Below are 23,598 nucleotides of genomic sequence, written 5' to 3'. Positions count from 1 at the left end.
CGGCGGACGATGCCGCGGCCGCCCTCGCCAACTCCGCCGCACCGCGCACCGCGGCTCACTCCGGCACGGCATCGCCCGCCGCGATCACGCGCGCGTCGGCGCGCACCGCGCTGCCGTCGGCGAAGCGAAGCGTCAGCGGCAGCGTGCCGCCGGGCGCGACGCTGGCGGGCAGGCCGAACAGCATGACGTGCTGCGCGCCGGGTGCGAAGGCGACGCTGCCGCGCGCGGGCACGCGCACGCTCGGCAGCGAGTCCATCGTCGCCATGCCGTTGCCGGTCATCCGGCTGGTGTGGAGCTCGGCGCGCGCGCCGCCCGGCGCCTCGACCTGCACCAGCGTGCTATCCTTCGCGCCACCGTGGAGCAGGAAATAGCCCGCCGCCGGCCGCCCCGGCACCGCCGCGAGCCGGACATAGGCGTCTCCCGCTACCGGTGCGCTCGGCTGCGCCGAGCAGGCGGCGAGCGACCCGGCCGCGAGCAGCGGCGCGGCGAAGGTCCATCGGCGTGCGGTCACGTGAGCGTCTCCTTTCCAGCGGTGTAGGTGCACCGAGCGAGCGGGGCAACGGCGGACCGCGGGGTGCACCACTCCATGGCCCTTGCCCGCGCCACGCGCCGCGATGGTGGGTCGGGCTTCCTCCCGGGCGCGGCTGCCGGACGCGAGTTGCACAGGGCGCCGAAAACATCCCAGAGTGACCCTATGATGAAGGAAGCGCCGTGCGACCGTCGTCCGCGCAGTCGTGGTGCGCGCCTCGTCCGCCTCTCGCCCGCGCCCTGCGGCGCGACCGCCACAGGAACGTGCCCCGTATGGTAGCCATCGGACGACCCTTGATGATGGCGCTGCTCGCGCTTCTCCTTTCCGGCGCGGTGAGCGGGGCGGAAGCCAGGCGGCATCACAGACGCGGCACGCACCGCCCCGCTCATCATCGGACAGCGCCGGTGACCCGGCCGACCCCTTCCGTTCCTGTTTCCGTTCCCGTCGCCGCGACGGCCTCTCTCCCGATCGTCGGGGCGATCACACCGGCCATGATGCGCGGTGGGCTGGTCGCGGCGCTGCTGTCGGTCGTCGGCGCGGCCGCGGGCTGGTTTCACAGCCACCGCGACCGCCGCCGCCTGCTGCTCGCGGATCGAGAGTGGCGGAGGCGGGTCGCCGAGCTCGAGACGAGCCTCACCGCCGAGCGAAGCAGGGCCGCCGCGCTGCGGGTCGAGCGCGACGCGGCGCGGCAGACGCTGACCGAGTGGGAGCACCGCCGCGAGCAGGCGCAGGCGAATAGCGTGCAGGACACGGAGAACCAGCTGCGCTTCATCGGCGGAACCAGGCTCCACCCGAAGCCACTGCTAAACGACGGAGAGGGACGACAGTTCTGGGCCTGTCTCGACTTCGTCCGAGGACGCGGCATGAAGGTCTGTCCGCAGGTCAACATGGGTGAATTCATCGGCACCGAATGGGGCGATCACAGCGGGAGAGCCTTCCGATCGTTCAACAGCAAGCGGGTCGACCTGCTGATCTGCGGCGAGGACTGGCGGCCCCTCATCGCCGTGGAGCATCAGGGCAAGGGTCACTTCCAGGGCGACGCGGAAGACCGCGACCGCGTCAAGCGGCTTGCCCTTGACCGCGCCGGCATCGGCCTGGTGGAGACGTACGACGAGGACCATCGAGGGGCCGTCCTTGCCGCGCTGGAGCAGGAGCTCGCTAGGATCCTCGACGATCGCGCCGATCGCGCCGATCGCGGCGGATCAGGCGCGCCGCGACGTTGATCGCTCGCGCCCCGCCGCGCCCCCGCCATTGCCAGCCGCGCCCCCGCCACCTAGGTCCGCGCGATGGCCGCACCCATCCTCTCCTACGAAGACCTCGGGCTGGTGCAGGGCGCCGGCTGGCTGTTCCGCCACCTCGACCTGTTCATCGGCGAGCGCGACCGGCTCGCGCTGATCGGGCGCAACGGCGCCGGCAAGTCTACGTTGCTCAAGCTGATCGCCGGCGCGATCGACAGCGACGAGGGCCGCCGCACGATCGTGCCGGGCACCAAGGTGGTGATGCTCGAGCAGGACCCGGACCTCGCCGGCTTCGCCACCCTGGCCGATTACGTCCTCTCCGGCGAGCACCCGCCGCAGCCCTATGAGGCCGAGGCGATCGCGGGGCAGCTCGGCATCGACCTCACGCGCGAGGCGCAGTCCGCTTCCGGGGGCGAGCGTCGCCGCGCCGCGATCGTGCGCGCGCTCGCGCTCGATCCCGACGTGCTGCTGCTCGACGAGCCGACCAATCACCTCGACGTCGCCGCGATCGAGTGGCTCGAGGACTGGCTCAAGCGCTTCAAGGGCGCCTTCGTCGTCATCAGCCACGACCGCACCTTCCTCACCCGGCTGACGCGCCAGACCCTGTGGCTCGACCGCGGCGAGCTGCGCCGCGCCGAGGTCGGCTTCGGCGGCTTCGAGGCGTGGACCGAGCAGGTCTATGCCGAGGAGGAGCGCAACGCCGCGCGGCTCGACGCCAAGCTCAAGATCGAGGAGCATTGGCTCCAGCGCGGCGTCACCGGGCGGCGCCGGCGCAACCAGGGCCGGCTCGCCAAGCTCAAGGAGATGCGCGCCGAGCGCGCCGCGATGACCGGTCCGCAGGGCGCCGCCGCGCTGTCGATCGCGAGCGACGACGTGAAGACCAAGGTGGTGATCGACGTCGAGCACGTCTCGAAGAGCTACGGCGAGCGTCCGATCATCCGCGACCTCAATTTGCGCGTCGCGCGCGGCGACCGGATCGGCATCGTCGGGCGCAACGGCGCGGGCAAGACGACGCTGCTGCGGCTGCTCACCGGCGAGATCGCGCCGGACGAGGGCACGATCCGGCGTGCCAAGACGCTCGACGGCATCGTCATCGACCAGCAGCGCAGCCTGATGGCGCCCGAGAAGACCGTGCGCGACGTCGTCGCCGACGGCGGCGAGTGGATCGACGTGCTCGGCACGCGCAAGCACCTCCACGGCTATCTCAAGGAGTTCCTGTTCGATCCCTCGTTGGCCGAGGCGAAGGTCGGGTCGCTGTCGGGCGGCGAGCGCTCGCGGCTGCTGCTGGCGCGCGAGTTCGCGCGGCGCTCCAACCTGCTGGTGCTCGACGAGCCGACCAACGACCTCGACCTCGAGACGCTCGACCTGCTCCAGGAAGTGATCGCGGATTACGAGGGCACGGTGCTGATCGTCAGCCACGACCGCGACTTCCTCGACCGCACCGTGACGGTGACGCTGGGGCTCGACGGCTCGGGCCATGTCGACGTGGTCGCGGGCGGATACGAGGATTGGGAGCGGCAACGGCGCCCGCGCGTCGAGGCGGCGCGCAGGCCCGCGGCGAAAGCGGCGGCCGCGCCACCGCCGGCTGCGCCGCCGGCGCGCACCAAGCTCAGCTACAAGGACCAGCGCGACTATGAGCTGCTGCCCAGGCGCATCGAGGAGATCGACGCTACGATCGCGCGCGACGAGGCCGCGATGGCCGATCCGGGGCTGTACGCCCGCGATGCGGCCGCGTTCGACCGGCTGAGCAAGGGCATTGCCGCGCTGCGCGACGAGAAGGAGGCGGCCGAGCTGCGCTGGCTCGAGCTGGCGGAGAAGGTGGAAGGGTGAGGGGAGGCGCGCGAGGGGCGGGCGACTCGATCCTCTCCTGTAAGGGGAGGTGGCAGGCCGCAGGCCTGACGGAGGGGTGACCCGGCTGGTTAGGGTCGGCGGACTCACGACTGGCGACACCCCTCCGTCAGCGCTGACGCGCTGCCACCTTCCCTTCCAGGGGAGGACGAGTTGCACGCCGTCACCGCCATCCCTACCGCCTCAGTCGTGCAGGATCGGGCCGAGCGCGTTGATGGTCAGCTGCAGGCTCAGCGCATGTTCCATCTGCGGCCGCGCGCCGCCCAGCCCGAAGCGGTACTGGTTGAGATAGCCGATATCGAGCATCACCTTGCGGCCGACGAAGGGCAGGGTCACGCCCGCCATGTTGCGCATCCGCTCATAGCCCGAGCGCTGGCCCCAGGCGGTGCTGTTGGGGACGATGAAGCTCTCGTGGCTGGCGTAGAGCGCGTAGCCGCGCGATCCCAGCGGGTGATTGTAGCGTGCCAGCGGACGGACGCGGACACCGATCTCGCTGCCGCCGGGATTGAAGCGCTCGTCGACGCGCAGGCGCCCGAGCAGCCGCCCGCGGGTCAGCACCACCTGCTGGCGCAGCCGGTTCTCGTGCACCGTCGGCCCGGAGGCGCTGTACAGCCCGACGTAGCGGTAGCCGATGCCCAGCTCGATCGCGGAGCTGAGCTTGTAGCCGAGCAGTCCGCCGACCTCGGTCTGGGTCAGACCCTCGATGCGGTCGCCCCAGCGGCCGATCTGCTCGAGCGTGACGCGCACCTCGGGGGTGAGCGGCACGACGAGGTTGACCTGCTCCCACAATTGGCGGTCCTCGACCTGCGCGGCGGCGGGCGCGGCGCAGAAGAGCAGGGCGGCGAGCGGCGCCGAGAGCAGCACCGCCGCGCGACGAGATGGCACCACCGAACCGTTCCTCCCCCGGATGAGCCGCGCGGCGCTACACGCGCCGGCGCCCGCTTGCCAGAGGCGAGCCGCGCGGCTGCGCCGATGCGGAACACAGGAAAGGGTGAGGCCGTCGCCGGCCCCGCCCTCGCTCTCCCCCGCACGGGACGCCACTGGTGCGGTCGGTCGCGCTAGGCTCCCTTCGCGACCGGAGCCGGGATCAGAAGTGCGCCACGATGCCGAGCGTCGGGCGGAAGCTGTTGGTCCAGCCGAAGGTCGAGACCTCGCCGCGCAGGCGGATGCCCGAGTTGCCGGTCAGGCCGCCGAGACCAATCTCCTTCGGGCCGACCTCGAAGCCGATGCCGTAGGTGACGTCGTGGAAGTCACGGTCGGTGTTCACGCGCTTGTCGAAATTGACCCACTGGTAGCCGACCTTGCCGTAGATCAGGCCGCTCTCGCCGGCGCGCAGGCCGAAGCGGCCGGCGGCGCCATACTGCCAGTCGATGTCGCCCGAGATGCCCTTGGCGACGTTGCCCTCGGCGCCGACGAAGAAGGCGCCGAGCGGCACGTTGGCGCCGACCAGTCCCTCGACCAGCGAGCCGTTCAGCTTGTTCCGGTTCGGCGCACCCGCGACGCTGTCGGTCTGGAACTCCTCCCAGCCGCCGCGCACCGCGACATAGGGCTCGAAGCCGAACGCCTTGCTGCCGTCGGGCGCCTGTGCGGTCGAGCTGTCGACCGGGGCGCTGGTGTCGGTCGCGGTGGCGTCCTGTGCCAGCGAGGGGGTGGCGACGAACGCGGCGGACGCGGCAACGGCCGCAAGAACGAGCTTACGCATACGGATTCCTCAAGATCAGTTTCGTTGTCCGGTGTGTGACGCTGCAGGCGCCCGGACCGGGGACCCACTGAACCGCGCGCGTTCGGCTTGGTTGCTGCGAAATCGTGCTGCGATGCGACGTGATCCCGAGGTGTGGCCGAAGTGACACGCTTTCTGTCGGAACCATGAACGCGACCGCGCCAATGTGGCGGAGATCGGGCGGCGATGCGGCGGGCGCGCCGCGGTCGTGGCGGGCATGGGGCGGGCGTGTGAGGGAGACTGCGTGGCGGCTCGGAGGGTCGTGCCTGGCCCAGTCGGCGACCGCTCAGCCCACCGCCGTCATCCCCGCGCAGGCGGGGATCCATAGGCGCTCATGTAGTGCCTCTATCGACAGGTTCGCGCGTCTGGATCCCCGCCTTGGCGGGGATGACGATGGGAGAAGGAGGGCGCGACCGGCCTGGAGCGATCGGCGCGCTCAGCCCCGCTCACTCCGCCTCGTACTTGATCTCCAGATAGCGCCGCTTGGTCGCGAGCGCGTCGAGATCGCCTTGCGCGAGCTCCTCGCTCGTCGCCGCCAGCTCGCGCTCGATCACGCCGAGTCCCTCCACCAACTGCTGGTCGGGGGTGCGGCCGCCGCGCGCGGTGCCGCGCAGCGCCGGCGGGACGCGCGCATAGTCGCGCACGAAGTCCGGCAGCTGCTCGCCGATCAGCCGGCGCATGTCGGCCGCGGCGGGGGAGCCCTCGTCGAGCGCGGCGAGCTGGACGCCGAGCGTGTCGAGCCGCTGCTCGATCCGGTCGACCACCGCCAGCGCGGGCGCGGGCAGCGAGGGGCGCTGCGCGTCGAGCCAGCGCGCGGTCTGCGCCGGCAGCGCCTTGAGTTCGGAGCGCGCCAGCCGCTCGGGCGTCGGCACCGGCGTTGCCGGCGCGAAGGCGATCGCCAGCGTCGCCGCCAGCATCACCATGATCGCCGCCACCCCGCCGAACAGCCCGACGCCGAGCAGCGCCGCCACCAGCAGGATCGCGCCGTTCACCGCCGCGATCAGCGCCAGCCGCGCCTTCGCTCCCCCACGCCCGCGCCGCGGACGGCGCTGCACCGTCAGCACGCCGCGCCCGCTCACCCGGTCCGCCGCGGCGCGCGCGCCCGCGATCGCGGCGTCGGTGTCGTGGCTCGGCGGCAGCGTCACAGCGCCTCCAGCTTGAACTGCTCGGCCGGGCTGGCGAGGCTGTTGCGCGCCGCGCCCTCGGCGCGCGCGATATAGCCGCGCGACTTGTCGACCTCGCGCCCGAGCGTCTCCACCGTGCTCTTCATCGTGTCGAGCGACTTGAGCTTGAACGTGTCGATCGCGTCCATCGTGTCGTAGATGTTCTGGAAGGCGCGCTGCAGCGTCTCCAGCGGGATGGTCGAGGCCGCGGCCTGCTCGTGGATCGCCGCGGTGTTCTGGCGCAGCAGCTTGCCGGTCGAGTCGATCAGCCCGGCGGTGGTGGCGTTGAGCTGCGTGACCTGCTCCAGCACCAGCTTCTGGTTGGTCAGCGCCTGCGCCACCGTCACCGCGGTGCGCAGCGCCGCCACGGTGGTGGTGCTGGCACGGTCGACGCCCTTGATCAGCTCGACGTTGTTCTTCTTGACGAGGTCGAGCGCGAGATAGCCCTGCACCGTCACCGCCATCTGGGTGAGCAGGTCCTGCGTGCGCTGGCGCGCGTAGAAGAGCGCGGTCTCGCGGATCGCCTTGGCCTTGGCCGGATCCGTCGCGTCGAGCTCGTTGGCCTTGTCCTCCAGCCGCGCGTCCATCGCGCGCGCGAGGTGGATCATCTGCTCGAGCCGCCCCATCGACGCCCAGAGGTTGGCGCGCTCGGTGTCGATCGCGGCATTGTCCATCAGCAGCTCGTCCTTGCCCGAGCCGAGGCTGCGCAGGATCGCGGCGATATGCGTCTGGCTGCTCTTATAGCCGTCGAAATAGTCGCGCATCTTCGAGCCGAACGGGATCACCCCGAACAGCTTCTGCGGCTTGGAGAGATTGCCGCGGCGGCCGGGATCGAGCTGTTCGACGGTGCGGCGCAGCTCGGCGAGGTCCTTGCCGACGCCCGCCTCCTTGTCCATCGCGCGCACCGGGCGGTCGAGGAAGCGGTTGGACTGGCCCGCGGCGTCGCGGATCTCCTTCTGTCCCATCGCGGTGATCGCGTCGACGCGCTTGCCGAACTCGGGCGAGTTGACGTCCTCGGCGAGCAATTGGTCGACGAAGGCATCGACGCGCTTTTCCAGCTCGCTGCGCGTGCCGGGATCGACTGGGACGAGGCCCGCGGCGCGCTCGCTCGGGACCGCGGGGACGGGATCGGGCGGGGTCAGCGTCAGCGCCGGCTCGGTGTCGGTACCGGGGGAGGTCGCCATGCTCGTCTCCTTCGTGCGTCGCGCGCTGTTGTCTCGCGGTGGCGCGCGCTGTTCAAGTGTGTTGTGGATGTAAGACGGTGCGGCGGGCTTGTCGAGGTGTGTGGGTGGCGGTGTCGACCGGTCCATGTCGCTCGTCGAGCGGCAGAGCGGCGAGATGGCCGGCGTCGCTTCCGATATCATCGACCTCACCCCGATCGCCGCGCTCGCCTGACCCGTCCGGCCCCGGCGCCCCATGCTGCGGGCGCGAAGGCTGGCGCCCGCGCTCACTTTCGGCTATGCGCGCCGGCGACATCGCCTGCGGCCGCCGCGGGCCACCTCAGGAATCCGTATGAACCTGCGCAACATCGCCATCATCGCGCACGTCGATCATGGCAAGACGACCCTCGTCGACCAGCTCTTCCGCCAGTCGGGCACGTTCCGCGACAACCAGCGCGTCGAGGAGCGCGCGATGGACTCGAACGACCTCGAGAAGGAGCGCGGGATCACCATCCTCGCCAAGCCGACCTCGATCGTGTGGAACGACACGCGCATCAACATCGTCGACACCCCCGGCCACGCCGACTTCGGCGGCGAGGTGGAGCGCATCCTCTCGATGGTCGACGGCGTGATCCTGCTGGTCGATTCGTCCGAGGGCGCGATGCCGCAGACCAAGTTCGTCACCGGCAAGGCGCTGGCGCTCGGCCTGCGCCCGATCGTGGTGGTCAACAAGATCGACCGTGCCGACGAGCGCACCCAGGAAGTGCTCGACGAGGTGTTCGACCTGTTCGTCTCGCTCGACGCCACCGACGAGCAGCTCGATTTCCCCGTGCTCTTCGCCTCGGGCCGCAACGGCTACGCCTCGACGGACCCCAAGGCGCGCGAGGGCACGCTGACGCCGATGTTCGAGAAGATCGTCGAGCACGTCCCCGCGCCCAAGGTCGATCTCGAGGCGCCGTTCACCTTCCTGGTGACGCTGCTCGACCGCGACAACTTCCTCGGCCGCATCCTGACCGGCCGCGTCAACTCGGGCGTGGTCAAGCTCAACCAGCCGATCCACGCGCTCGACAACGACGGCAACATCGTGGAGGCGGGGCGCGCCTCCAAGCTGATGTCGTTCCATGGGCTGGAGCGCGTGCCGGTCGAGGAGGCCCGCGCGGGCGAGATCATCAGCCTCGCCGGCCTCACCGTCGCCACCGTGGCCAACACGATCGCGGACACGTCGGTGAGCGAGCCGCTCCACGCGCAGCCGATCGACCCGCCGACGCTGTCGATGCGCTTCGCGGTCAACGACTCGCCGCTGGCGGGGCGCGAGGGCAGCAAGGTGACCAGCCGGATGATCCGTGATCGCCTGATGCGCGAGGCCGAGTCGAACGTCGCGATCAAGGTGACCGAGGCGGCCGACCGCGACAGCTTCGAGGTGGCGGGCCGCGGCGAGCTCCAGCTCGGCGTGCTGATCGAGACGATGCGCCGCGAGGGCTTCGAGCTCGGCATCAGCCGCCCGCGCGTGCTGTTCGGCGAGGACGAGGACGGCAAGAAGACCGAGCCGTACGAGACCGTCATCATCGACGTCGACGAGGAATATTCGGGCACGGTCGTCGAGAAGATGAACCTGCGCAAGGCCGAGCTGACCGACATGCGCCCGTCGGGCGGTGGCAAGACGCGCATCACCTTCTCCGCGCCGAGCCGCGGCATGATCGGCTATCACGGCGAGTTCCTGTCGGACACGCGCGGCACCGGCATCATGAACCGGCTGTTCGAGAAGTACGGCCCGCACAAGGGGACGATCGAGGGCCGCAAGAACGGCGTGCTGATCTCCAACGGCGCTGGCGAGGCGCAGGGCTATGCGCTCGGCCCGCTCGAGGACCGCGGCATCCTCTTCGTCGGCCACGGCGAGACGCTGTACGAAGGCATGGTCATCGGTGAGAACGCCAAGACGGACGACCTCGAGGTCAATCCGATGAAGGCGAAGCAGCTCACCAACTTCCGCGCGAGCGGCGGCAAGGACGACGCGATCCGCCTGACCCCGCCGAAGAAGATGACGCTGGAACAGGCGATCGCCTATATCGACGACGACGAGATGGTGGAGGTGACGCCGAAGTCGATCCGCCTGCGCAAGCGCTACCTTGACCCGCACGAGCGCAAGCGCGCCAGCCGCGCCAAGGTCGCCGCGTAAGGGGAGGGGGCGGGCGCACTCCTGGTCGCCGGCTTCATCGCATCGTTCCGGTCGTATCCCCGACGATCGTCATCCCAGCCTTGAGCCGGGATCCATGTTGCCGCGCGAGCAACGCTTCCGGTACTCGCGGCCGCCTGGATCCCGGATCAAGTCCGGGATGACGGCTGGTTGAGCCGCCCCGCACACCTCAGGACGAGATCCAAGGTGCCGCCCAGTGACCGACGGAACACATCGAGGACCGCGGAGATGCGCGACAGGTCCGTGCGGGAGAGTCTTTCTCGCCCAAAGCCCACCTAGGTTACCGAAACCTTGCCGCGCCGCCCGCAAACCGGCTAACGCGGCAGAATGTCCGCCGATTCCGTTCCCTCCGATCCGTCCAGCCACGATGACGTCGATCCCACGGGTCTCGCCGCCGGCAAACAGGCCGAAGGCACGATGGACACCGGCGCCAACGAGCCGACCGAGCGCAGCGGCCTGCATCACTGGCGCGAGAGCACGATCACCGATCCCGACCTGAACGACCGCGGCGGCGTCTTCTTCGCCGCGATCGAGATGACGCGGATGCCGATGATCCTCACCGATCCCAATCTGGACGACAATCCGATCGTCTTCGCCAACAAGGCGTTCCTCGACCTCACCGGTTACGAGGAGGAGGAGATCCTCGGGCGCAACTGCCGCTTCCTCCAGGGCTCGCAGACCGATCGCAACGCGGTGGCGGAGCTGCGCCATGCGGTCGAGAACAAGTCCGCGGTGGCGCTCGAGCTGCTCAACTATCGCCGCGACGGCACGCCCTTCTGGAACGCGGTGTTCGTCGGCCCGGTCTACGATACGGGCGGGACGCTGCGCTATTTCTTCGCCAGCCAGCTCGACGTGACGCGCCGGCGCAACACCGAGCAATCGTACCGCCAGGCCCAGAAGATGGAGTCGATCGGCCAGCTCACCGCGGGGCTGGCGCACGACTTCAACAACCTGCTCCAGGTGGTCAACGGCAATCTCGAGCTGGTCGCCACCGCGAAGGACCCCGCGCGCGCGCAGCGCTACGTCGCCGCGGCGCAGTCGGCGGCCGAGCGCGGCGCCAAGCTGACCCGCCAGCTGCTCGCCTTCGCGCGCAAGACCCGGCTGGAGCCGCGCCCGCTCGACCTGACCCAGCTCGTCTCCGAGTTCAGCGACCTGATCGAGAGCTCGGTCAACAAGCAGGTCGAGATCCATCTCAGCCTGCGACGCGGGCTCGCGCCGGTGGTGGTCGACCCCGACCAGCTCGAGATGGCGCTGCTCAACATCGTCAACAACGCACGCGACGCCATGCCCGACGGCGGGCTGGTGACGATCGCGACCCGCCCGCTCAAGCTCCAGCCGGTCGAGAATGGCGACGGCACCGGCGGCACCGCGCTGCGCGACGGGGTCGAGCTCGCCGCGGGCGACTATGTCGTGCTCGAGGTGCAGGACGAGGGCCATGGCATGTCGCCCGAGGTGATCGAGCGCGCCACCGAGCCTTTCTTCACCACCAAGGGTGTCGGCAGCGGCACCGGGCTGGGGCTGGCGATGGCGAGCGGCTTCGTGCGCCAGTCGGGCGGGCGGCTCGAGATCGAGAGCCGGCCGGGCGAGGGCACCACTGTCCGCATGCTCTTCCCCGGCAGTCACGCCGAGAAGCGCGAGTCGGCCGCACCCGAGCCGCACGTCGCCGCCAGCGCGATCGTCGATCCCGACACCGCGCGCCACATCCTGGTGGTGGAGGACAGCGACGAGGTGCTCGCGATCGCGCGCGAGATCCTGGAGAGCGCGGGCTATCACGTCTCCACCGCGACCAACGGCGAGCAGGCGCTGCGGCTGTTCGAGGAGATCCACCCGCGGGATCGCGTCGATCTGCTGTTCACCGATCTGGTGATGCCGGGCGGGATGAACGGGCTGGTGCTCGCCGACGCGGTGGTCGAGCGCGACGCCTCTGTCTCGGTGCTGATGACCACCGGCTATAATGAGGAGCTGGTGATCAACGGCCCGCGCGCGCGCGCCACCGACGTGCTGAGCAAGCCCTATCGCCGCGCCGAGCTGCTCGACCGCGTCAGCCAGGCGCTCAACCGTCGCGGCGAGCGCGGCGCGCGACGGCGCCGTTCCGACTTCGGCGCCGCGCAGGTCTGACGCGCGCGACCGCCGCCGTCGCGAATCTTGATGTCGATCAGTATAGCGGGCCGTGTCCGTCGGGCTGCCGTTTCCTGCACGAGCGGATCACGATCTTCGTTGGTATAAATGGTTTAACGCTGAACGTTGATGGTTCGTCTTGCTTTGGTTGCTGCGTGGGAAGTCCGTGTAACTCTGTAAATTACTCATTTCGACGAGACGTATGCCGAAGGACGGCGACGCTATTGGTTTCGTAAACTGTTGCTGGCACGAGTCGCCTATGAACGCGGCCTCGTCCCTCCATGCCAAGCGCGAGCGTGAGCGACTCGGTGCCCTCGCGCGGCTCCGGACCCTCGACACGCTGGCGGAGCCGATCTTCGAACGAGTCACGCGCGTGGCCGCGCTGGTGATGGGCGTGCCGTACAGCGCGGTGACGCTGCTCGACCAGCATCACGCGCGGTTCACGTCGCATTTCGGCCTTCCCTCGTGCGAGCTGCCGCGCGACGACTCGCTCTGCGCGCATACCCTGGCCTCGACCGAGCTGATGGAGGTGCTCGACCTGGCCGGGGACCCGCGCTTCGTCGATCACCCGATGGTGGCGGAGCATCCGGGGCTGCGCTTCTACGCCGGCGCCCCGCTGGTCACCTCGGACGGACATCATCTCGGCTCGCTCAATGTGCTCGACTCGCGTCGCCGCGCGCGCCTGTCGCTCACCGAGCGCGAGGCGCTGATCGCGCTCGCCCAGATCACGGTGGAGCTGATCGAGACGCGGCTGGCGCGATCCGCCGGCGAGATCGCGCGGCAGATGGTGGAGAGCGCGCCGGTGGCGGTGCTGTACGCCGACATCACCGGCAAGATCATCTACGCCAACGCGCTCACCGCGGCGATGCTGGGGACGCACCCGCTCGAGCTGATCGGCCGGTCGGCGGAGTCGCTTCTCCCGCACTGGCACCAGGAGGTGGCGACGCTCGCGCAGGACACCGGCGCCAGCACGCATCACGCCAGCGAGGCGCGCCACGCCGCGGGCTGGACGATCCCGGTCGAGCTGACGCTGTCGAGCTGCAAGCTCGGCGAGCAGATCGGCGGTTTTGGCATCGTCATGCGCGACGAGAGCGCCCAGCGCGCCCTGGAGCGCGAGAACGCCGAGGCGCACGCCTTCCTCGACACGATCATCGACCATCTGCCCGCGATGCTGTTCGTCAAGGATAGCGCGACCGGCCGCTACCTGCTGACCAACCGCGCCGGCGAGGAGCTGATGGGGCGGCCGCGCGAGGAGATGATCGGGCGCACCGCGCGCGAGCTCTATCCGGCGTGCGGCAGCGCCTATGAGGAGCAGGATCGCGCCGCGCTGGCGAGCCCCAGCTCGGAGCAACGCTTCGATAACGAGTTCACCCGCTCCGACGGGCGGCGTGTGAGCCTGCGCACCACGCGGATCGTGCTCGACGGCCCCGACCGGCCCGCGCAATATCTGCTCGGCCTGTCGGAGGACGTCACCGAGGTGCGCCGCGCCGAGGCGGAGATCCTGCGGCTGGCGCATTTCGATTCGCTCACCGGGCTGGTCAACCGCCACAGCTACGTCGACCGGCTCAACGAGCTGATGGCGTCGGGCACCGAGCTGGCGCTGCTCGCGATCGATCTCGATCGCTTCAAGTCGGTCAACGACCAGTTCGGCCATGTCACCGGCGACTTGGTGCTCGCCGCGGTAGGCGAGCGGCTGCAGGGGCTGATCGAGCCGACCGACCTGGTCGCGCGCGCCGGCGGCGACGAGTTCATCGTGCTGGTGATCGGCGATGCCCCCGCCGCGCGCGCGCGCGCCGTGGCCGAGGGCGTGATCGCGGCGATGGCCCAACCCTTCCCGACGGCGATGGGCACCGCGCATCTCGGCGCCAGCGTCGGCATCGTGCTGGCGCCGACTCATGCCGCCACCACCTCCGAGCTGCGCCACTGCGGCGACGTCGCGCTGTACCAGGCGAAGAGCAGCGGGCGCGGCACGATCTGCTTCTACCACCCGTCGCTGGACGAGGCGGCGCGCGACCGCCGCGCGCTCGAGCTCGACCTGCGCGCGGCGATGGAGCGCGGCGAGATCACGCTGGTGTACCAGCCGGTGCTCCGCGTCGATACCGGCGCGATGGCGAGCGCCGAGGCGCTGGCGCGCTGGACCCACCCCACGCGTGGCCCGATCCGGCCCGACCTATTCATCGCCATCGCCGAGGAGAGCGGGCTGATCGTCCCGCTCGGCCGCATGCTGCTGCGCCAGGCCTGCATCGACGCCGCCACCTGGCCCGACCATCTGGCGGTCGCGGTCAACCTCTCGCCGGTGCAGTTTCACGCCGGCGACGTCTACGACACGGTGATCGCCGCGCTGGCGGACAGCGGACTACCGCCGCACCGGCTCAAGCTGGAGGTGACGGAGAATGTCGTGATGCACGACGTCGAGCGCACCTTCGTCGAGCTGGAGCGGCTGCGCGCCGCCGGGATCAAGATCCTGATGGACGATTTTGGCACCGGCTATTCGTCGCTCAGCTATTTCGAGCGCTTCCCGTTCGACAAGGTGAAGATCGACCAGTCGTTCGTGCGCGGGCTCGATACGTCGCGCGCGGCGGGGGCGATCATCAAGGCGATCGTCGGGCTCGGCGAGGCGCTCGGCATGGCGATCGTCGCCGAGGGCGTGGAGACCTGCGCTCAGCGCGACGCGCTGGTGCTGGCGGGCTGTACGCACCTCCAGGGCTATCTGTTCAGCCGCCCGGTGAGCTCCGCCAGCATCGCCGCGCTGGGGGCCGCCGGCCCCCACGCGCGCGCGCTCGCCGCCTGAGCTGCGCTCTCACATTTCGTCGTGCGCGCGCCACGCCCGGTCGCGCCGTTCGCCTATGATGCGCTCATAGCCCGCCGCGCGGCGGGCCGGGGGGTGCGAGTGGACGAGTGGATCCGGCCCTGGCGGCTGTATGCGGACTTCGACGGGCGCGCGACGCGGCGCGACTATTGGTTCTTCCATCTCGGTGCAGCGGGCGCGCTGGTCGCGGTGGGCACCTTGTCGCGGCTGGTCGAGGACTCGCTCGCCTGGCTGATCGCGGCGCTGCGGCTCGGTGAGAGCAATGCCGCGGCGCTGCTGCTGTTCGCGATCATGCTGATGCCGCTGCTGGCTGTGCCGATCCTGCTGGTGCCGAGCCTGGCGGTGAGCGCGCGCCGGCTGCGCGACCTTGGCCGCTCGCCGCGCTGGCTGCTGCTGCTGGTCGCGCCGTTCGGCGGCGTCGCGCTGCTCGCGCTGCTGGGGCTCGGCCGCGGGGGCGCGGCCGACGCCGAGGCCTTGACGCCGGCGTCGCCCGCCGCGAACGGCGCCGGCGTCTACGAGCTCGCCGAGCATGCGCGCCTTCCCGCCTGAGTCACGACGATGGAGGTTCCGATGCTGCCCGCTTATGTCACGCGACCGTTCCGGCTCTACGCGGTGTTCCGCGGGCGATCGACGCGGCGCGAATATTGGTGCTTCGCGGCGGTGGCGCTGGCGGCGATGCTTCTCGCCCTCATCGTCGCCGAGGCGCTGGAGCGCGCGCTCTCGCTCGGCGTGGCGACAAAGGACCTGATGGTGCTCCTTTACCTGCCCGTCGTGGCGGCGCTGGGCATCCCCGGATTGGCGGTGAAGGTCCGCCGACTGCACGATATCGGCCTGTCGGGCTGGTGGCTGCTGATCGGCTTCGTGCCGCTCATCGGCGGCTTTATCGACCTGTTCTTCGGCCTCAAGGCCGGCGACGCCGGCGAGAACCGCTTCGGCCCCGATCCGCGCGCCACCGAGCCGGTCGCGGACGCACCCGCGAGCGTGACGGTGGGCTGACCTAGCTCATGCGCCCGCGTCGGTGAGCCGCTCGAGCTGGTCGGGCGAGAGCGTCAGCGAGATCGCGCCGAGCAGCTCCTCGACCTGTCGCGCCGAGGTGGCGCTCGCGATCGGGGCGGTGACGCCGGGCTGCGCGATCAGCCATGCCAGCGCGACCTGCGCTAAGGTCGCGCCGGTCTCCTCCGCGACCGAGTCGAGCCCGGCCAGCACCGCGGCGCCCTTGCCCTCGAGCAGCTCGCCCATCTTCGCGCCGCGCACGCTCTGGGAGAGATCGTCGCGCGTGCGGTACTTGCCGGTGAGGAAGCCCGAGGCGAGGCCGTAATAGGGCACCACCCCGATGTTCTCGGTGACGCAATAATCCTGCAGCTCGCCCTCGAACTTGTGGCGGCTGACGAGATTATATTCGGGCTGCAGCACCTGATAATGCGGCAGCCCGGCGGCGCGCGCGCCTTCCACCGCCGACTTCAGCCGGGCGGCGTGGAAGTTGGAGGCGCCGAGCACGCGCACCTTGCCCGCCTCGACCAGCCGGGCGAACGCCTCGGCGACCGCCTCCTGCGGCTGCGCCTCGTCGTCGCGATGCGCGAAATAGAGGTCGATCCGGTCGGTGCCGAGCCGCCGCAGCGACGCCTCGCACGCCGCCGCGATCCGCGCCGGCGCCAGCGCCTCGCCGCCCTCGCCGGGCTGCATGCCGACCTTGGTGGCGATCAGCACCCGGTCGCGCTGACCGCTGGTGCGAAGCCACTCGCCGATGATCGTCTCCGACTCACCGCCCCGATGGCCGTCGACCCAGGCGGAATAGGCGTCGGCGGTGTCGATCATCGTGCCGCCACCTGCGACGAAGGCGTCGAGCACCGCGAAGCTGGCGGCGCGATCGGCGGTCCAGCCGAACACGTTGCCGCCCAGCACCAGCGGCGCGATCTTGAGGTCGGAGGCGCCGAGGCGGCGGAGGTCGGTCATGCGGTCGTCCCGGGCAGATGATCGCCGCCGCGCGTGGCGGGCGCGACGGCGACGGGGTCGGTCAGGCTCAGTCGCGCAGCTTCTCGCCCGCGCGCACCATCGCGTTGCCGGTCGCGTCGGCGGCGCGGTCACCGGTGTTGCTGAGCGCGTCGCCGGTGCGATCGCCCGCGTTGCTCAGCGCCGCGCCGGTGCGGTCGAGGCTGTTCTCGGCCGAGTTGAGCGCACGGTCGGTGGCGGCATCGACGTCGTCGACCGCGTTCGAGGTGGTGGCTGCGGTGTCGGCGGCCATCGTGTTCGCCGCCGCGGCGGACTGGTCCTGCGCCTTCTCGCTGCAGGCCGCGAGGCCCAGCGCGGTGGTGGCGGCGAGGGCGGCGATCAGCGTGCGCTTCATGGACATATCTCCCCTGTCGTTACGCCGGCACAAGAGCCGGGGGTGGGGCGCGAACGCGGCAGCGGGGGGAAAGGGTCCAAGGGAGGGGGCGGTGAGGTGGGCGGCACGATCCTCCCCGGTAAGGGGAGGTGGCAGCGCGCAGCGCTGACGGAGGGGTGTCGCCGGCGGTGAGTCTACCGACGCACGCCGGCCGGGTCACCCCTCCACCAGCCTTCGGCTGGTCCCCCGCCCCTTCCAGGGAGGATCTAGGCAGTCGACCCGCGATCCATCATTTGACCTCATATAAAGATATCTTTATATCTACTCGCCGGATGAAACACGCCCTCGCCATCTTCAGCGCGCTCGCCGACCCGTCGCGGCTGCGCATCGTCGCGCTGCTCGGCGCGATGGAGCTGTCGGTGGGCGAGCTGGCGCAGGTGCTGGGGCAGAGCCAGCCGCGCGTGTCGCGCCACGTCAAGATCCTGTGCGACGCCGGGCTGGCCGAGCGGCGCAAGGAGGGCAGCTGGGTGTTCGTCGCGCTCGGCGACCGCGAGCGGCTCGCGCCCGTGCTCGCCGCGCTCGACTCGCTCGGCGTCACCGAGGAGGCCGCGGCGGATCTCGCGCGGCTGGCGGCGGTGCGCGCCGATCGCGCCGCCGCGGCGGCGGGCTGGTTCGAGGCGAACGCCGCCGAGTGGGACGCGATCCGCTCGCTCCACGTCGCCGAGGAGCAGGTCGAGGCGGCGATGCGCGAGGTGCTCGCCGACGCGCCGCTCGGCCGGCTGATCGACATCGGCACCGGCACCGGGCGGATGATCGAGCTGTTCGCGCCCGGCGCCACCCACGCGCTGGGGATCGACAAGAGCAGCGAGATGCTGCGGCTGGCGCGCGCCAAACTGGGCGAGCAGGGGCTCGCCAACGCCGAGCTGCGCCAGGCCGACCTCTACGCGCTGCCGCTCGGCGACGGCGCCGCGGACGTGGCGATCCTCCACCATGTGCTGCATTTCGCGCAGCAGCCCGGCGCCGCGATCGCCGAGGCGGCGCGCGTGCTGGCAACGGGCGGGCGGCTGCTGATCGCGGACTTCGCGCCGCACGACCGCGAGGAGTTGCGCGCGCGCGACGCACACACGCGGCTGGGCTTCGCCGACGCGCAGATCGAGCGCTGGTTCGCCGCCGCCGGGCTGCTGCCGGCGCGAACCGAGACGCTCGAGGGCGGCGAACTGACGGTGAAATTATGGCTCGGCCGGAAGGCCGGCGAGCCGTGGCGAGAGGTGAAGGCGGCATGACATTCTCGGTCAACCAGCTCGAGGAGGCGCGCCGCGCGTTGGACGCGCCGCTCTACGCCGACGTCGGCGGCGACGTGGACGTCAGCTTCGAATTCTCGCCGCCCAAGAGCGAGAAGTCGGAGGAGACCTTGTGGCAGTCGATCGAGACGCTCTGCCCGCTCGGTCCGCGCTTCCTCTCGGTCACTTACGGCGCGGGCGGGTCGACGCGCGACCGCACCCACGCCACCGTCGCGCGGATCGCGCGCGAGACCGCGGTGCCCGCCGCGGCGCATCTCACCTGCGTCGAGGCGACGCGCGAGCAGATCGACGCGGTCGCGCAGGAATATTGGGCCGCGGGGGTGCGCCACATCGTCGCGCTGCGCGGTGATCCGCCCGCGGGCGCGGCGGACTATGCGCCGCACCCCGGCGGCTATGAGAATGCCGCCGCTTTGGTGGCGGGGCTGCGCCGGCTGCACCCGTTCGAGATCTCGGTGGCGGCCTATCCCGAGTGCCACCCCAGCTCGGCCGATCTCGCCGGCGACCTCGACAATCTCAAGCGCAAGCTCGACGCCGGCGCCAACCGCGCGATCACGCAGTTCTTCTTCGAGGCGGAGACCTTCTTCCGCTACCGCGACGCGGCGGCGGCGGCGGGGATCCAGGCCGAGATCGTGCCGGGGATCATGCCGATCGGCAGCTTCGCGGGCGTGCAGCGGATGGCGGCGATGTGCCGCACCGACGTGCCGGGCTGGCTGGTGCGGCTGTTCGAGGGGCTCGACGACCTGCCGGCCGCGCGCCAGCTGGTGGCGGCGACGGTGGCGGCCGAATTGTGCCGCAAGCTCTACGCCGGCGGCGTCAAGCAGCTCCACTTCTACACGATGAACAAGGCCGAGCTGAGCTACGCGATCTGCCACCTGCTCGGGGTGCGGGCGCGAGCGAGAGAGACCGTCGCGGCGGCGTGATCTTCGATCCTCCCCGCTCAGCGGGGAGGGTCGTGCAGGTCGCCATGTCCCCCGGACATGGCTGGAATGGCCGGAGGCAATTCCACCTGCACGACAGCCGCAGGCTGGTGGAGGGGGCTCTCCATCAGCGACACCGTCCGCGGAGAGCCCCCTCCACCACTCGCTCGCGCGAGCGGTCCCCCCTCCCCGCCAAGCGGGGAGGATTTGGAAGAGACCATGACCCCACGTGACACCTTCCTCGCCGAGGCGGCGAAGCGGATCCTGATCACCGACGGCGCCTTCGGCACCGAGATCCAGAACTGGAAGCTCTCCGAGGCGGACTATGCCGGCGCGCTGACGCTCGGCCACGACCAGAAGGGCAACAACGACATCCTCGCGCTGACCAAGCCGGAGGTGCCCGAGTCGATCCACCGCGCCTATTTCGAGGCGGGGGCGGACATCGCCGAGACCAACACCTTCTCCGCCAACCGTATCAGCCAGGCGGACTATGGCGCCGAGGGGCTGGTGCGCGAGATCAACGTCGAGAGCGCGCGGCTGGCGCGCCGCCTCGCGGACGAGTTCCAGGCGAGGGATGGCCGGCCCCGCTTCGTCGCCGGCGCGATCGGGCCGACCAACAAGACCTTGTCGCTCAGCCCCGACGTCAACGATCCCGGCTATCGCGAGATCGACTTCGACTATCTCAAGGACGTCTACCGCGAGCAGATCGACGCGCTGGTCGAGGGTGGCGCCGACTTCGTGCTGATCGAGACGGTGTTCGACACGCTCAACGCCAAGGCCGGGGTGATGGCGGCGATCGAGGCGGGCGCGGCGCTCGGGCGCGACCTGCCGATCATGCTGTCGATGACGCTGACCGACCTCTCCGGGCGCAACCTCTCGGGGCACACGGTGGAGGCGTTCTGGCACGCGATCCGCCACGCGCGCCCGCTGACGATCGGGCTCAACTGCTCGTTCGGTGCGGAGCAGCTGCGCCCGCACGTGCGTACGCTGAGCACGATCTGCGACACGCTGATCATGGTCTATCCCAACGCGGGCCTGCCCAACGAGCTCGGCGCCTATGACGAGGCGCCCGCGACCACCGCGGGGCTGGTGGCGGAATGGGCCGAGGCGGGGCAGGTCAACGTGCTGGGCGGCTGCTGCGGCTCGACCCCGGCGCATATCGCGGCGATCGCCGAGCGCGTCCGCGGCGTCGCCCCGCGCGCGATCCCCGCGTCGCCGGTGCAGACGCGGCTCGCCGGGCTGGAGCCGTTCACCATGGCGGCGTGACGGGCTAGGGGGGGCGGCGCCAGCGCCGCACCCTCGATCCTCCCCGGCACGGGGAGGGGGACCGCTCGCCGCAGGCGAGTGGTGGAGGGGACTCTCCACGCACGCTACACTCGGTAGGTTGCGACGCGCCCCATCAAGACGACCGCCGCGGAGGGGGCTCTCCGCTGGCGTTAGCGTACGCGGAGAGCCCCCTCCACCCCGCGCTGCGCGCGCGGTCCCCCTCCCCGCGAGCGGGGAGGATTTGAGAGAATGACATGACCGCTTCCTCCACCCGCTTCGTCAATGTCGGCGAGCGCACCAACGTCACCGGCTCGGCGGCGTTCAAGAAGATGATCATGGCGGGCGACTACACCCGCGCGGTCGAGGTCGCGCGCCAGCAGGTCGAGAACGGCGCGCAGGTGGTCGACGTCAACATGGACGAGGGGCTGCTCGACGCGCACCACGCCATGACCACCTTCCTCAAGCTGATCGCCGCCGAGCCCGATATCGCGCGCGTGCCGATCATGATCGACAGCTCGAAGTGGAGCGTGATCGAGGCGGGGCTGAAGTGCGTCTCGGGCAAGCCGATCGTCAACTCGATCAGCATGAAGGAGGGCGAGGACCAGTTCCTCCACCACGCCCGGCTGTGCCGCAACTACGGCGCGGCGGTGGTGGTGATGGCGTTCGACGAGGTCGGCCAGGCCGACACCCAGGCGCGCAAGGTCGAGATCTGCGCGCGCGCCTATGACCTGCTCACCGGCATCGGCTTCCCGCCCGAGGATATCATCTTCGATCCCAACGTGTTCGCGGTGGCGACCGGGATCGAGGAGCACAACAACTACGCCGTCGACTTCATCGAGGCTTGCCGCGAGATCAAGGCGCGCTGCCCGCACGTCCATATCTCGGGCGGGCTCTCCAATCTCAGCTTCTCGTTCCGCGGCAACGAGCCGGTGCGCCGCGCGATGCACTCGGTGTTCCTGTACCATGCCATCCCCGCGGGCATGGACATGGCGATCGTCAACGCCGGCCAGCTCGACGTGTACGACGCGATCGACCCCGAGCTGCGCACCGCCTGCGAGGACGTCATCCTCAACCGCGACCCCGAGGCGGGCGAGCGGCTGGTCGCGCTGGCCGAGCGCTTCCGCGGCACCGACGCGGTCGCGGAAAAAGCGGCGCAGGAGTGGCGCGGCTGGGACGTGGTCAAGCGGCTCGAGCACGCTCTGGTCAAGGGGATCGACGCGCACGTCGTCGACGACACCGAGGAGGCGCGCGCCGAGATCGCCGCGCGCGGCGGCCGCCCGATCGAGGTGATCGAGGGTCCGCTGATGCAGGGCATGAACGTGGTGGGCGACCTGTTCGGCTCGGGCAAGATGTTCCTGCCGCAGGTGGTGAAGAGCGCGCGCGTGATGAAGAAGGCGGTGGCGCACCTGCTGCCGTACATCGAGGCGGAGAAGGCCGCGGGCGGCGCCGAGCAGCGCGGCAAGGGTCGGATGGTGATCGCCACGGTGAAGGGCGACGTCCACGACATCGGCAAGAACATCGTCGGCGTCGTGCTCCAGTGCAACGGCTTCGAGGTGATCGACCTCGGCGTGATGGTGCCCTGGTCCAAGATCATCGAGACCGCGCGCGAGCAGGACGCCGACATGATCGGCCTCTCCGGCCTGATCACCCCCTCGCTCGACGAGATGGTGACCGTGGCGGAGGAGATGCAGCGCGCCGGCATGACGATGCCGCTGATGATCGGCGGCGCGACCACCTCCAAGGTCCATACCGCGCTGCGCATCGCGCCGGCGTACACCGGACCGGTGGTGCACGTGCTCGACGCCAGCCGCGCGGTCGGCGTCGCCACCGCGCTGGTGTCGGAGACGCAGGCGGAGGGCTTCATCGCCGGTGTCGCGGCGGAATATCAGGCGGTGCGCGACGCGCGCGAGGGCAAGGGCGCCAACGCGCTGCTGCCGCTGGAGGAAGCGCGCAAGCGCGGCTTCGCAGCGGATATGGCGCTCAAGGCGCCCCCGGCGAAGAAGCCCGGCGTCCATGTCTACGACGCCTGGGACCTCGCCGACCTCGCCGACTACATCGACTGGACGCCGTTCTTCCGCGCCTGGGAGCTGGCGGGCAATTACCCCGCGATCCTCGACGACGCGGTGGTCGGCGAGAGCGCGCGCTCGCTCTACGCCGACGCGCGCGCGATGCTCGACCGCATCGTCGCGGAGAAGTGGCTGACCGCGCGCGGCGTCGCCGGGCTGTGGCCGTGCCATCGCCATGACGACGACGTGTGGGTGCACGACCGCCACAGCGTCGACACGCGCTCGCCCGACGGCGCGAGCGTGCCCGACGGCATGCACACCCCCGACCTCGATCGCCGCAACGAGCATTCGACGCGGCTGCCGTTCCTGCGCCAGCAGATCGCCAAGCGCGAGGGGCGGGCGAACATGTGCCTCGCCGACTTCGTCGACCCCGCGGGCGACTGGATCGGCGGCTTCGCGGTCGGCATCCACGGCATCGACTCGCACCTCGCGCGCTACAAGCAGGACAACGACGACTATAACGACATCCTGCTCAAGGCGCTGGCGGACCGGCTGGCGGAGGCGTTCGCCGAGCGGCTCCACGCGCACGTCCGCACCGACCTGTGGGGCTATGCCCCTGACGAGCAGCTCACCAACGAGGCGATGATCCGCGAGCAGTATCGCGGCATCCGCCCCGCGCCGGGCTATCCCGCCTGCCCCGAGCACAGCCTCAAGCGCACGTTGTTCGACCTGCTCGAGGCCGAGAAGAACGTCGGGCTGGAACTGACCGAGAGCTACGCCATGCTGCCGACCGCGGCGGTGAGCGGCTTCTACTTCGGCCACGCGCAGGCGGAATATTTCGGCGTGGCGCGGATCGGGGAGGACCAGGTCGCCGACTATGCCCAGCGGCTCGGCGTCGACGTGCGGCAGGCGACGCGGCTGCTGCGGCCGAACCTGGATTGAGCGCTCGAAGCGTCCATAGCGGGTAGGTAAACGGGCGCGCCACCCGGCGCGCGACGCCGCTCCT

General features: G+C 70.6%; 18 protein-coding genes. 11 read left to right on the top strand and 7 right to left on the bottom strand.

All coding sequences use genetic code 11. The annotated features are described in order from the left end of the window. Nucleotides 1-55: 55 nt before the first annotated feature. Nucleotides 56-511 carry a copper chaperone PCu(A)C gene (locus tag FHY02_RS11125; RefSeq protein WP_183921975.1) on the bottom strand — a complete coding sequence of 152 codons (456 nt, stop codon included), beginning with the start codon at nt 509-511 and terminating at the stop codon, nt 56-58. Nucleotides 512-825: 314 nt separating this feature from the next. On the opposite strand from FHY02_RS11125, the gene FHY02_RS11120 reads away from it, so the two are divergent. Beyond that, nucleotides 826-1,752: a DUF2726 domain-containing protein gene (locus FHY02_RS11120; RefSeq protein ID WP_183921974.1), complete on the top strand. Its 927-nt coding sequence runs from the start codon at nt 826-828 to the stop codon at nt 1,750-1,752. A gap of 63 nt (nt 1,753-1,815) precedes the next feature. After that, nucleotides 1,816-3,597, top strand: a complete 1,782-nt coding sequence (locus tag FHY02_RS11115; protein WP_183921973.1) for an ABC-F family ATP-binding cassette domain-containing protein — start codon at nt 1,816-1,818, stop codon at nt 3,595-3,597. Nucleotides 3,598-3,798: 201 nt separating this feature from the next. Here the strand turns inward: FHY02_RS11115 and FHY02_RS11110 are convergent, their stop codons facing one another. From FHY02_RS11110 to FHY02_RS11095, 4 genes are all read right to left on the bottom strand, one after another. Next, a complete protein-coding gene (locus tag FHY02_RS11110; RefSeq protein ID WP_311731819.1) occupies nt 3,799-4,500 on the bottom strand; it encodes a DUF2490 domain-containing protein in 702 nt (233 codons plus the stop codon). 202 nt (nt 4,501-4,702) lie between these two features. Continuing rightward, nucleotides 4,703-5,317, bottom strand: a complete 615-nt coding sequence (locus FHY02_RS11105) for an opacity protein (RefSeq protein WP_183921972.1) — start codon at nt 5,315-5,317, stop codon at nt 4,703-4,705. A 464-nt stretch (nt 5,318-5,781) separates the two neighbouring features. Beyond that, nucleotides 5,782-6,480: a hypothetical protein gene (locus FHY02_RS11100; RefSeq protein ID WP_183921971.1), complete on the bottom strand. Its 699-nt coding sequence runs from the start codon at nt 6,478-6,480 to the stop codon at nt 5,782-5,784. Further along, nucleotides 6,477-7,682: a toxic anion resistance protein gene (locus FHY02_RS11095; protein ID WP_183921970.1), complete on the bottom strand. Its 1,206-nt coding sequence runs from the start codon at nt 7,680-7,682 to the stop codon at nt 6,477-6,479. Before FHY02_RS11095 ends, FHY02_RS11100 begins: the two co-directional genes overlap by 4 nt. A 328-nt stretch (nt 7,683-8,010) precedes the next feature. On the opposite strand from FHY02_RS11095, the gene typA reads away from it, so the two are divergent. The 5 genes from typA (at nt 8,011) to FHY02_RS11070 (ending at nt 15,775) form a co-directional block, all read left to right on the top strand. Beyond that, nucleotides 8,011-9,834, top strand: a complete 1,824-nt coding sequence (gene typA / locus FHY02_RS11090) for a translational GTPase TypA (RefSeq protein ID WP_183921969.1) — start codon at nt 8,011-8,013, stop codon at nt 9,832-9,834. Between the two features lie 345 nt (nt 9,835-10,179). After that, nucleotides 10,180-11,970 (top strand): histidine kinase famiy protein, encoded by a 1,791-nt coding sequence (locus FHY02_RS11085; protein WP_221189959.1) that lies wholly within the window; start codon nt 10,180-10,182, stop codon nt 11,968-11,970. Between the two features lie 259 nt (nt 11,971-12,229). After that, on the top strand, nt 12,230-14,761 hold the full coding sequence (locus FHY02_RS11080; RefSeq protein WP_183921968.1) for an EAL domain-containing protein: 2,532 nt from the start codon (nt 12,230-12,232) through the stop codon (nt 14,759-14,761). A gap of 99 nt (nt 14,762-14,860) precedes the next feature. Next, complete coding sequence (locus tag FHY02_RS11075; protein ID WP_183921967.1) at nt 14,861-15,328, top strand: DUF805 domain-containing protein; 468 nt, start codon at nt 14,861-14,863, stop codon at nt 15,326-15,328. A gap of 9 nt (nt 15,329-15,337) precedes the next feature. Further along, nucleotides 15,338-15,775 (top strand): DUF805 domain-containing protein, encoded by a 438-nt coding sequence (locus tag FHY02_RS11070; protein WP_221189958.1) that lies wholly within the window; start codon nt 15,338-15,340, stop codon nt 15,773-15,775. Between the two features lie 6 nt (nt 15,776-15,781). Here the strand turns inward: FHY02_RS11070 and FHY02_RS11065 are convergent, their stop codons facing one another. Together FHY02_RS11065 and FHY02_RS11060 are read right to left on the bottom strand one after the other, a co-directional pair. Next, on the bottom strand, nt 15,782-16,732 hold the full coding sequence (locus tag FHY02_RS11065) for an aldo/keto reductase (RefSeq protein WP_183921966.1): 951 nt from the start codon (nt 16,730-16,732) through the stop codon (nt 15,782-15,784). 67 nt (nt 16,733-16,799) lie between these two features. Continuing rightward, nucleotides 16,800-17,123, bottom strand: coding sequence for a hypothetical protein (locus FHY02_RS11060; protein WP_183921965.1), 324 nt, complete (start codon nt 17,121-17,123; stop codon nt 16,800-16,802). A 311-nt stretch (nt 17,124-17,434) separates the two neighbouring features. Here FHY02_RS11060 and FHY02_RS11055 point away from each other — a divergent pair, with 311 nt between their 5' ends. The 4 genes from FHY02_RS11055 (at nt 17,435) to metH (ending at nt 23,534) form a co-directional block, all read left to right on the top strand. Beyond that, complete coding sequence (locus tag FHY02_RS11055) at nt 17,435-18,385, top strand: metalloregulator ArsR/SmtB family transcription factor (RefSeq protein WP_183921964.1); 951 nt, start codon at nt 17,435-17,437, stop codon at nt 18,383-18,385. Continuing rightward, nucleotides 18,382-19,323: a methylenetetrahydrofolate reductase [NAD(P)H] gene (gene metF, locus FHY02_RS11050; protein WP_183921963.1), complete on the top strand. Its 942-nt coding sequence runs from the start codon at nt 18,382-18,384 to the stop codon at nt 19,321-19,323. The genes FHY02_RS11055 and metF overlap by 4 nt, the downstream gene beginning before the upstream one ends. Nucleotides 19,324-19,539: 216 nt before the next feature. After that, a complete protein-coding gene (locus FHY02_RS11045; RefSeq protein ID WP_183921962.1) occupies nt 19,540-20,586 on the top strand; it encodes a homocysteine S-methyltransferase family protein in 1,047 nt (348 codons plus the stop codon). A 254-nt stretch (nt 20,587-20,840) separates the two neighbouring features. Beyond that, nucleotides 20,841-23,534, top strand: a complete 2,694-nt coding sequence (metH, locus tag FHY02_RS11040) for a methionine synthase (protein WP_183921961.1) — start codon at nt 20,841-20,843, stop codon at nt 23,532-23,534. The last annotated feature ends 64 nt before the right edge of the window (nt 23,535-23,598 follow it).

Origin of the sequence: Sphingomonas sp. BK069 (genome assembly GCF_014193405.1) — a bacterium.
Taxonomy (GTDB): Bacteria; Pseudomonadota; Alphaproteobacteria; order Sphingomonadales; family Sphingomonadaceae; genus Sphingomonas.
This window is presented reverse-complemented; position numbering and strand designations above follow the sequence as displayed.

Bases quoted from the DNA above. Each gene is read 5' to 3' on its own strand.
- metF (WP_183921963.1), top strand. From the start codon at position 18,382: ATGACATTCTCGGTCAACCAGCTCGAGGAGGCGCGCCGCGCGTTGGAC.
- FHY02_RS11095 (WP_183921970.1), bottom strand. From the start codon at position 7,682: ATGGCGACCTCCCCCGGTACCGACACCGAGCCGGCGCTGACGCTGACC.
- FHY02_RS11065 (WP_183921966.1), bottom strand. From the start codon at position 16,732: ATGACCGACCTCCGCCGCCTCGGCGCCTCCGACCTCAAGATCGCGCCG.
- FHY02_RS11105 (WP_183921972.1), bottom strand. From the start codon at position 5,317: ATGCGTAAGCTCGTTCTTGCGGCCGTTGCCGCGTCCGCCGCGTTCGTC.
- FHY02_RS11045 (WP_183921962.1), top strand. From the start codon at position 19,540: ATGACCCCACGTGACACCTTCCTCGCCGAGGCGGCGAAGCGGATCCTG.
- typA (WP_183921969.1), top strand. From the start codon at position 8,011: ATGAACCTGCGCAACATCGCCATCATCGCGCACGTCGATCATGGCAAG.
- FHY02_RS11120 (WP_183921974.1), top strand. From the start codon at position 826: ATGATGGCGCTGCTCGCGCTTCTCCTTTCCGGCGCGGTGAGCGGGGCG.
- FHY02_RS11085 (WP_221189959.1), top strand. From the start codon at position 10,180: ATGTCCGCCGATTCCGTTCCCTCCGATCCGTCCAGCCACGATGACGTC.
- FHY02_RS11060 (WP_183921965.1), bottom strand. From the start codon at position 17,123: ATGAAGCGCACGCTGATCGCCGCCCTCGCCGCCACCACCGCGCTGGGC.
- FHY02_RS11115 (WP_183921973.1), top strand. From the start codon at position 1,816: ATGGCCGCACCCATCCTCTCCTACGAAGACCTCGGGCTGGTGCAGGGC.
- FHY02_RS11070 (WP_221189958.1), top strand. From the start codon at position 15,338: ATGGAGGTTCCGATGCTGCCCGCTTATGTCACGCGACCGTTCCGGCTC.
- FHY02_RS11080 (WP_183921968.1), top strand. From the start codon at position 12,230: ATGAACGCGGCCTCGTCCCTCCATGCCAAGCGCGAGCGTGAGCGACTC.
- metH (WP_183921961.1), top strand. From the start codon at position 20,841: ATGACCGCTTCCTCCACCCGCTTCGTCAATGTCGGCGAGCGCACCAAC.
- FHY02_RS11055 (WP_183921964.1), top strand. From the start codon at position 17,435: ATGAAACACGCCCTCGCCATCTTCAGCGCGCTCGCCGACCCGTCGCGG.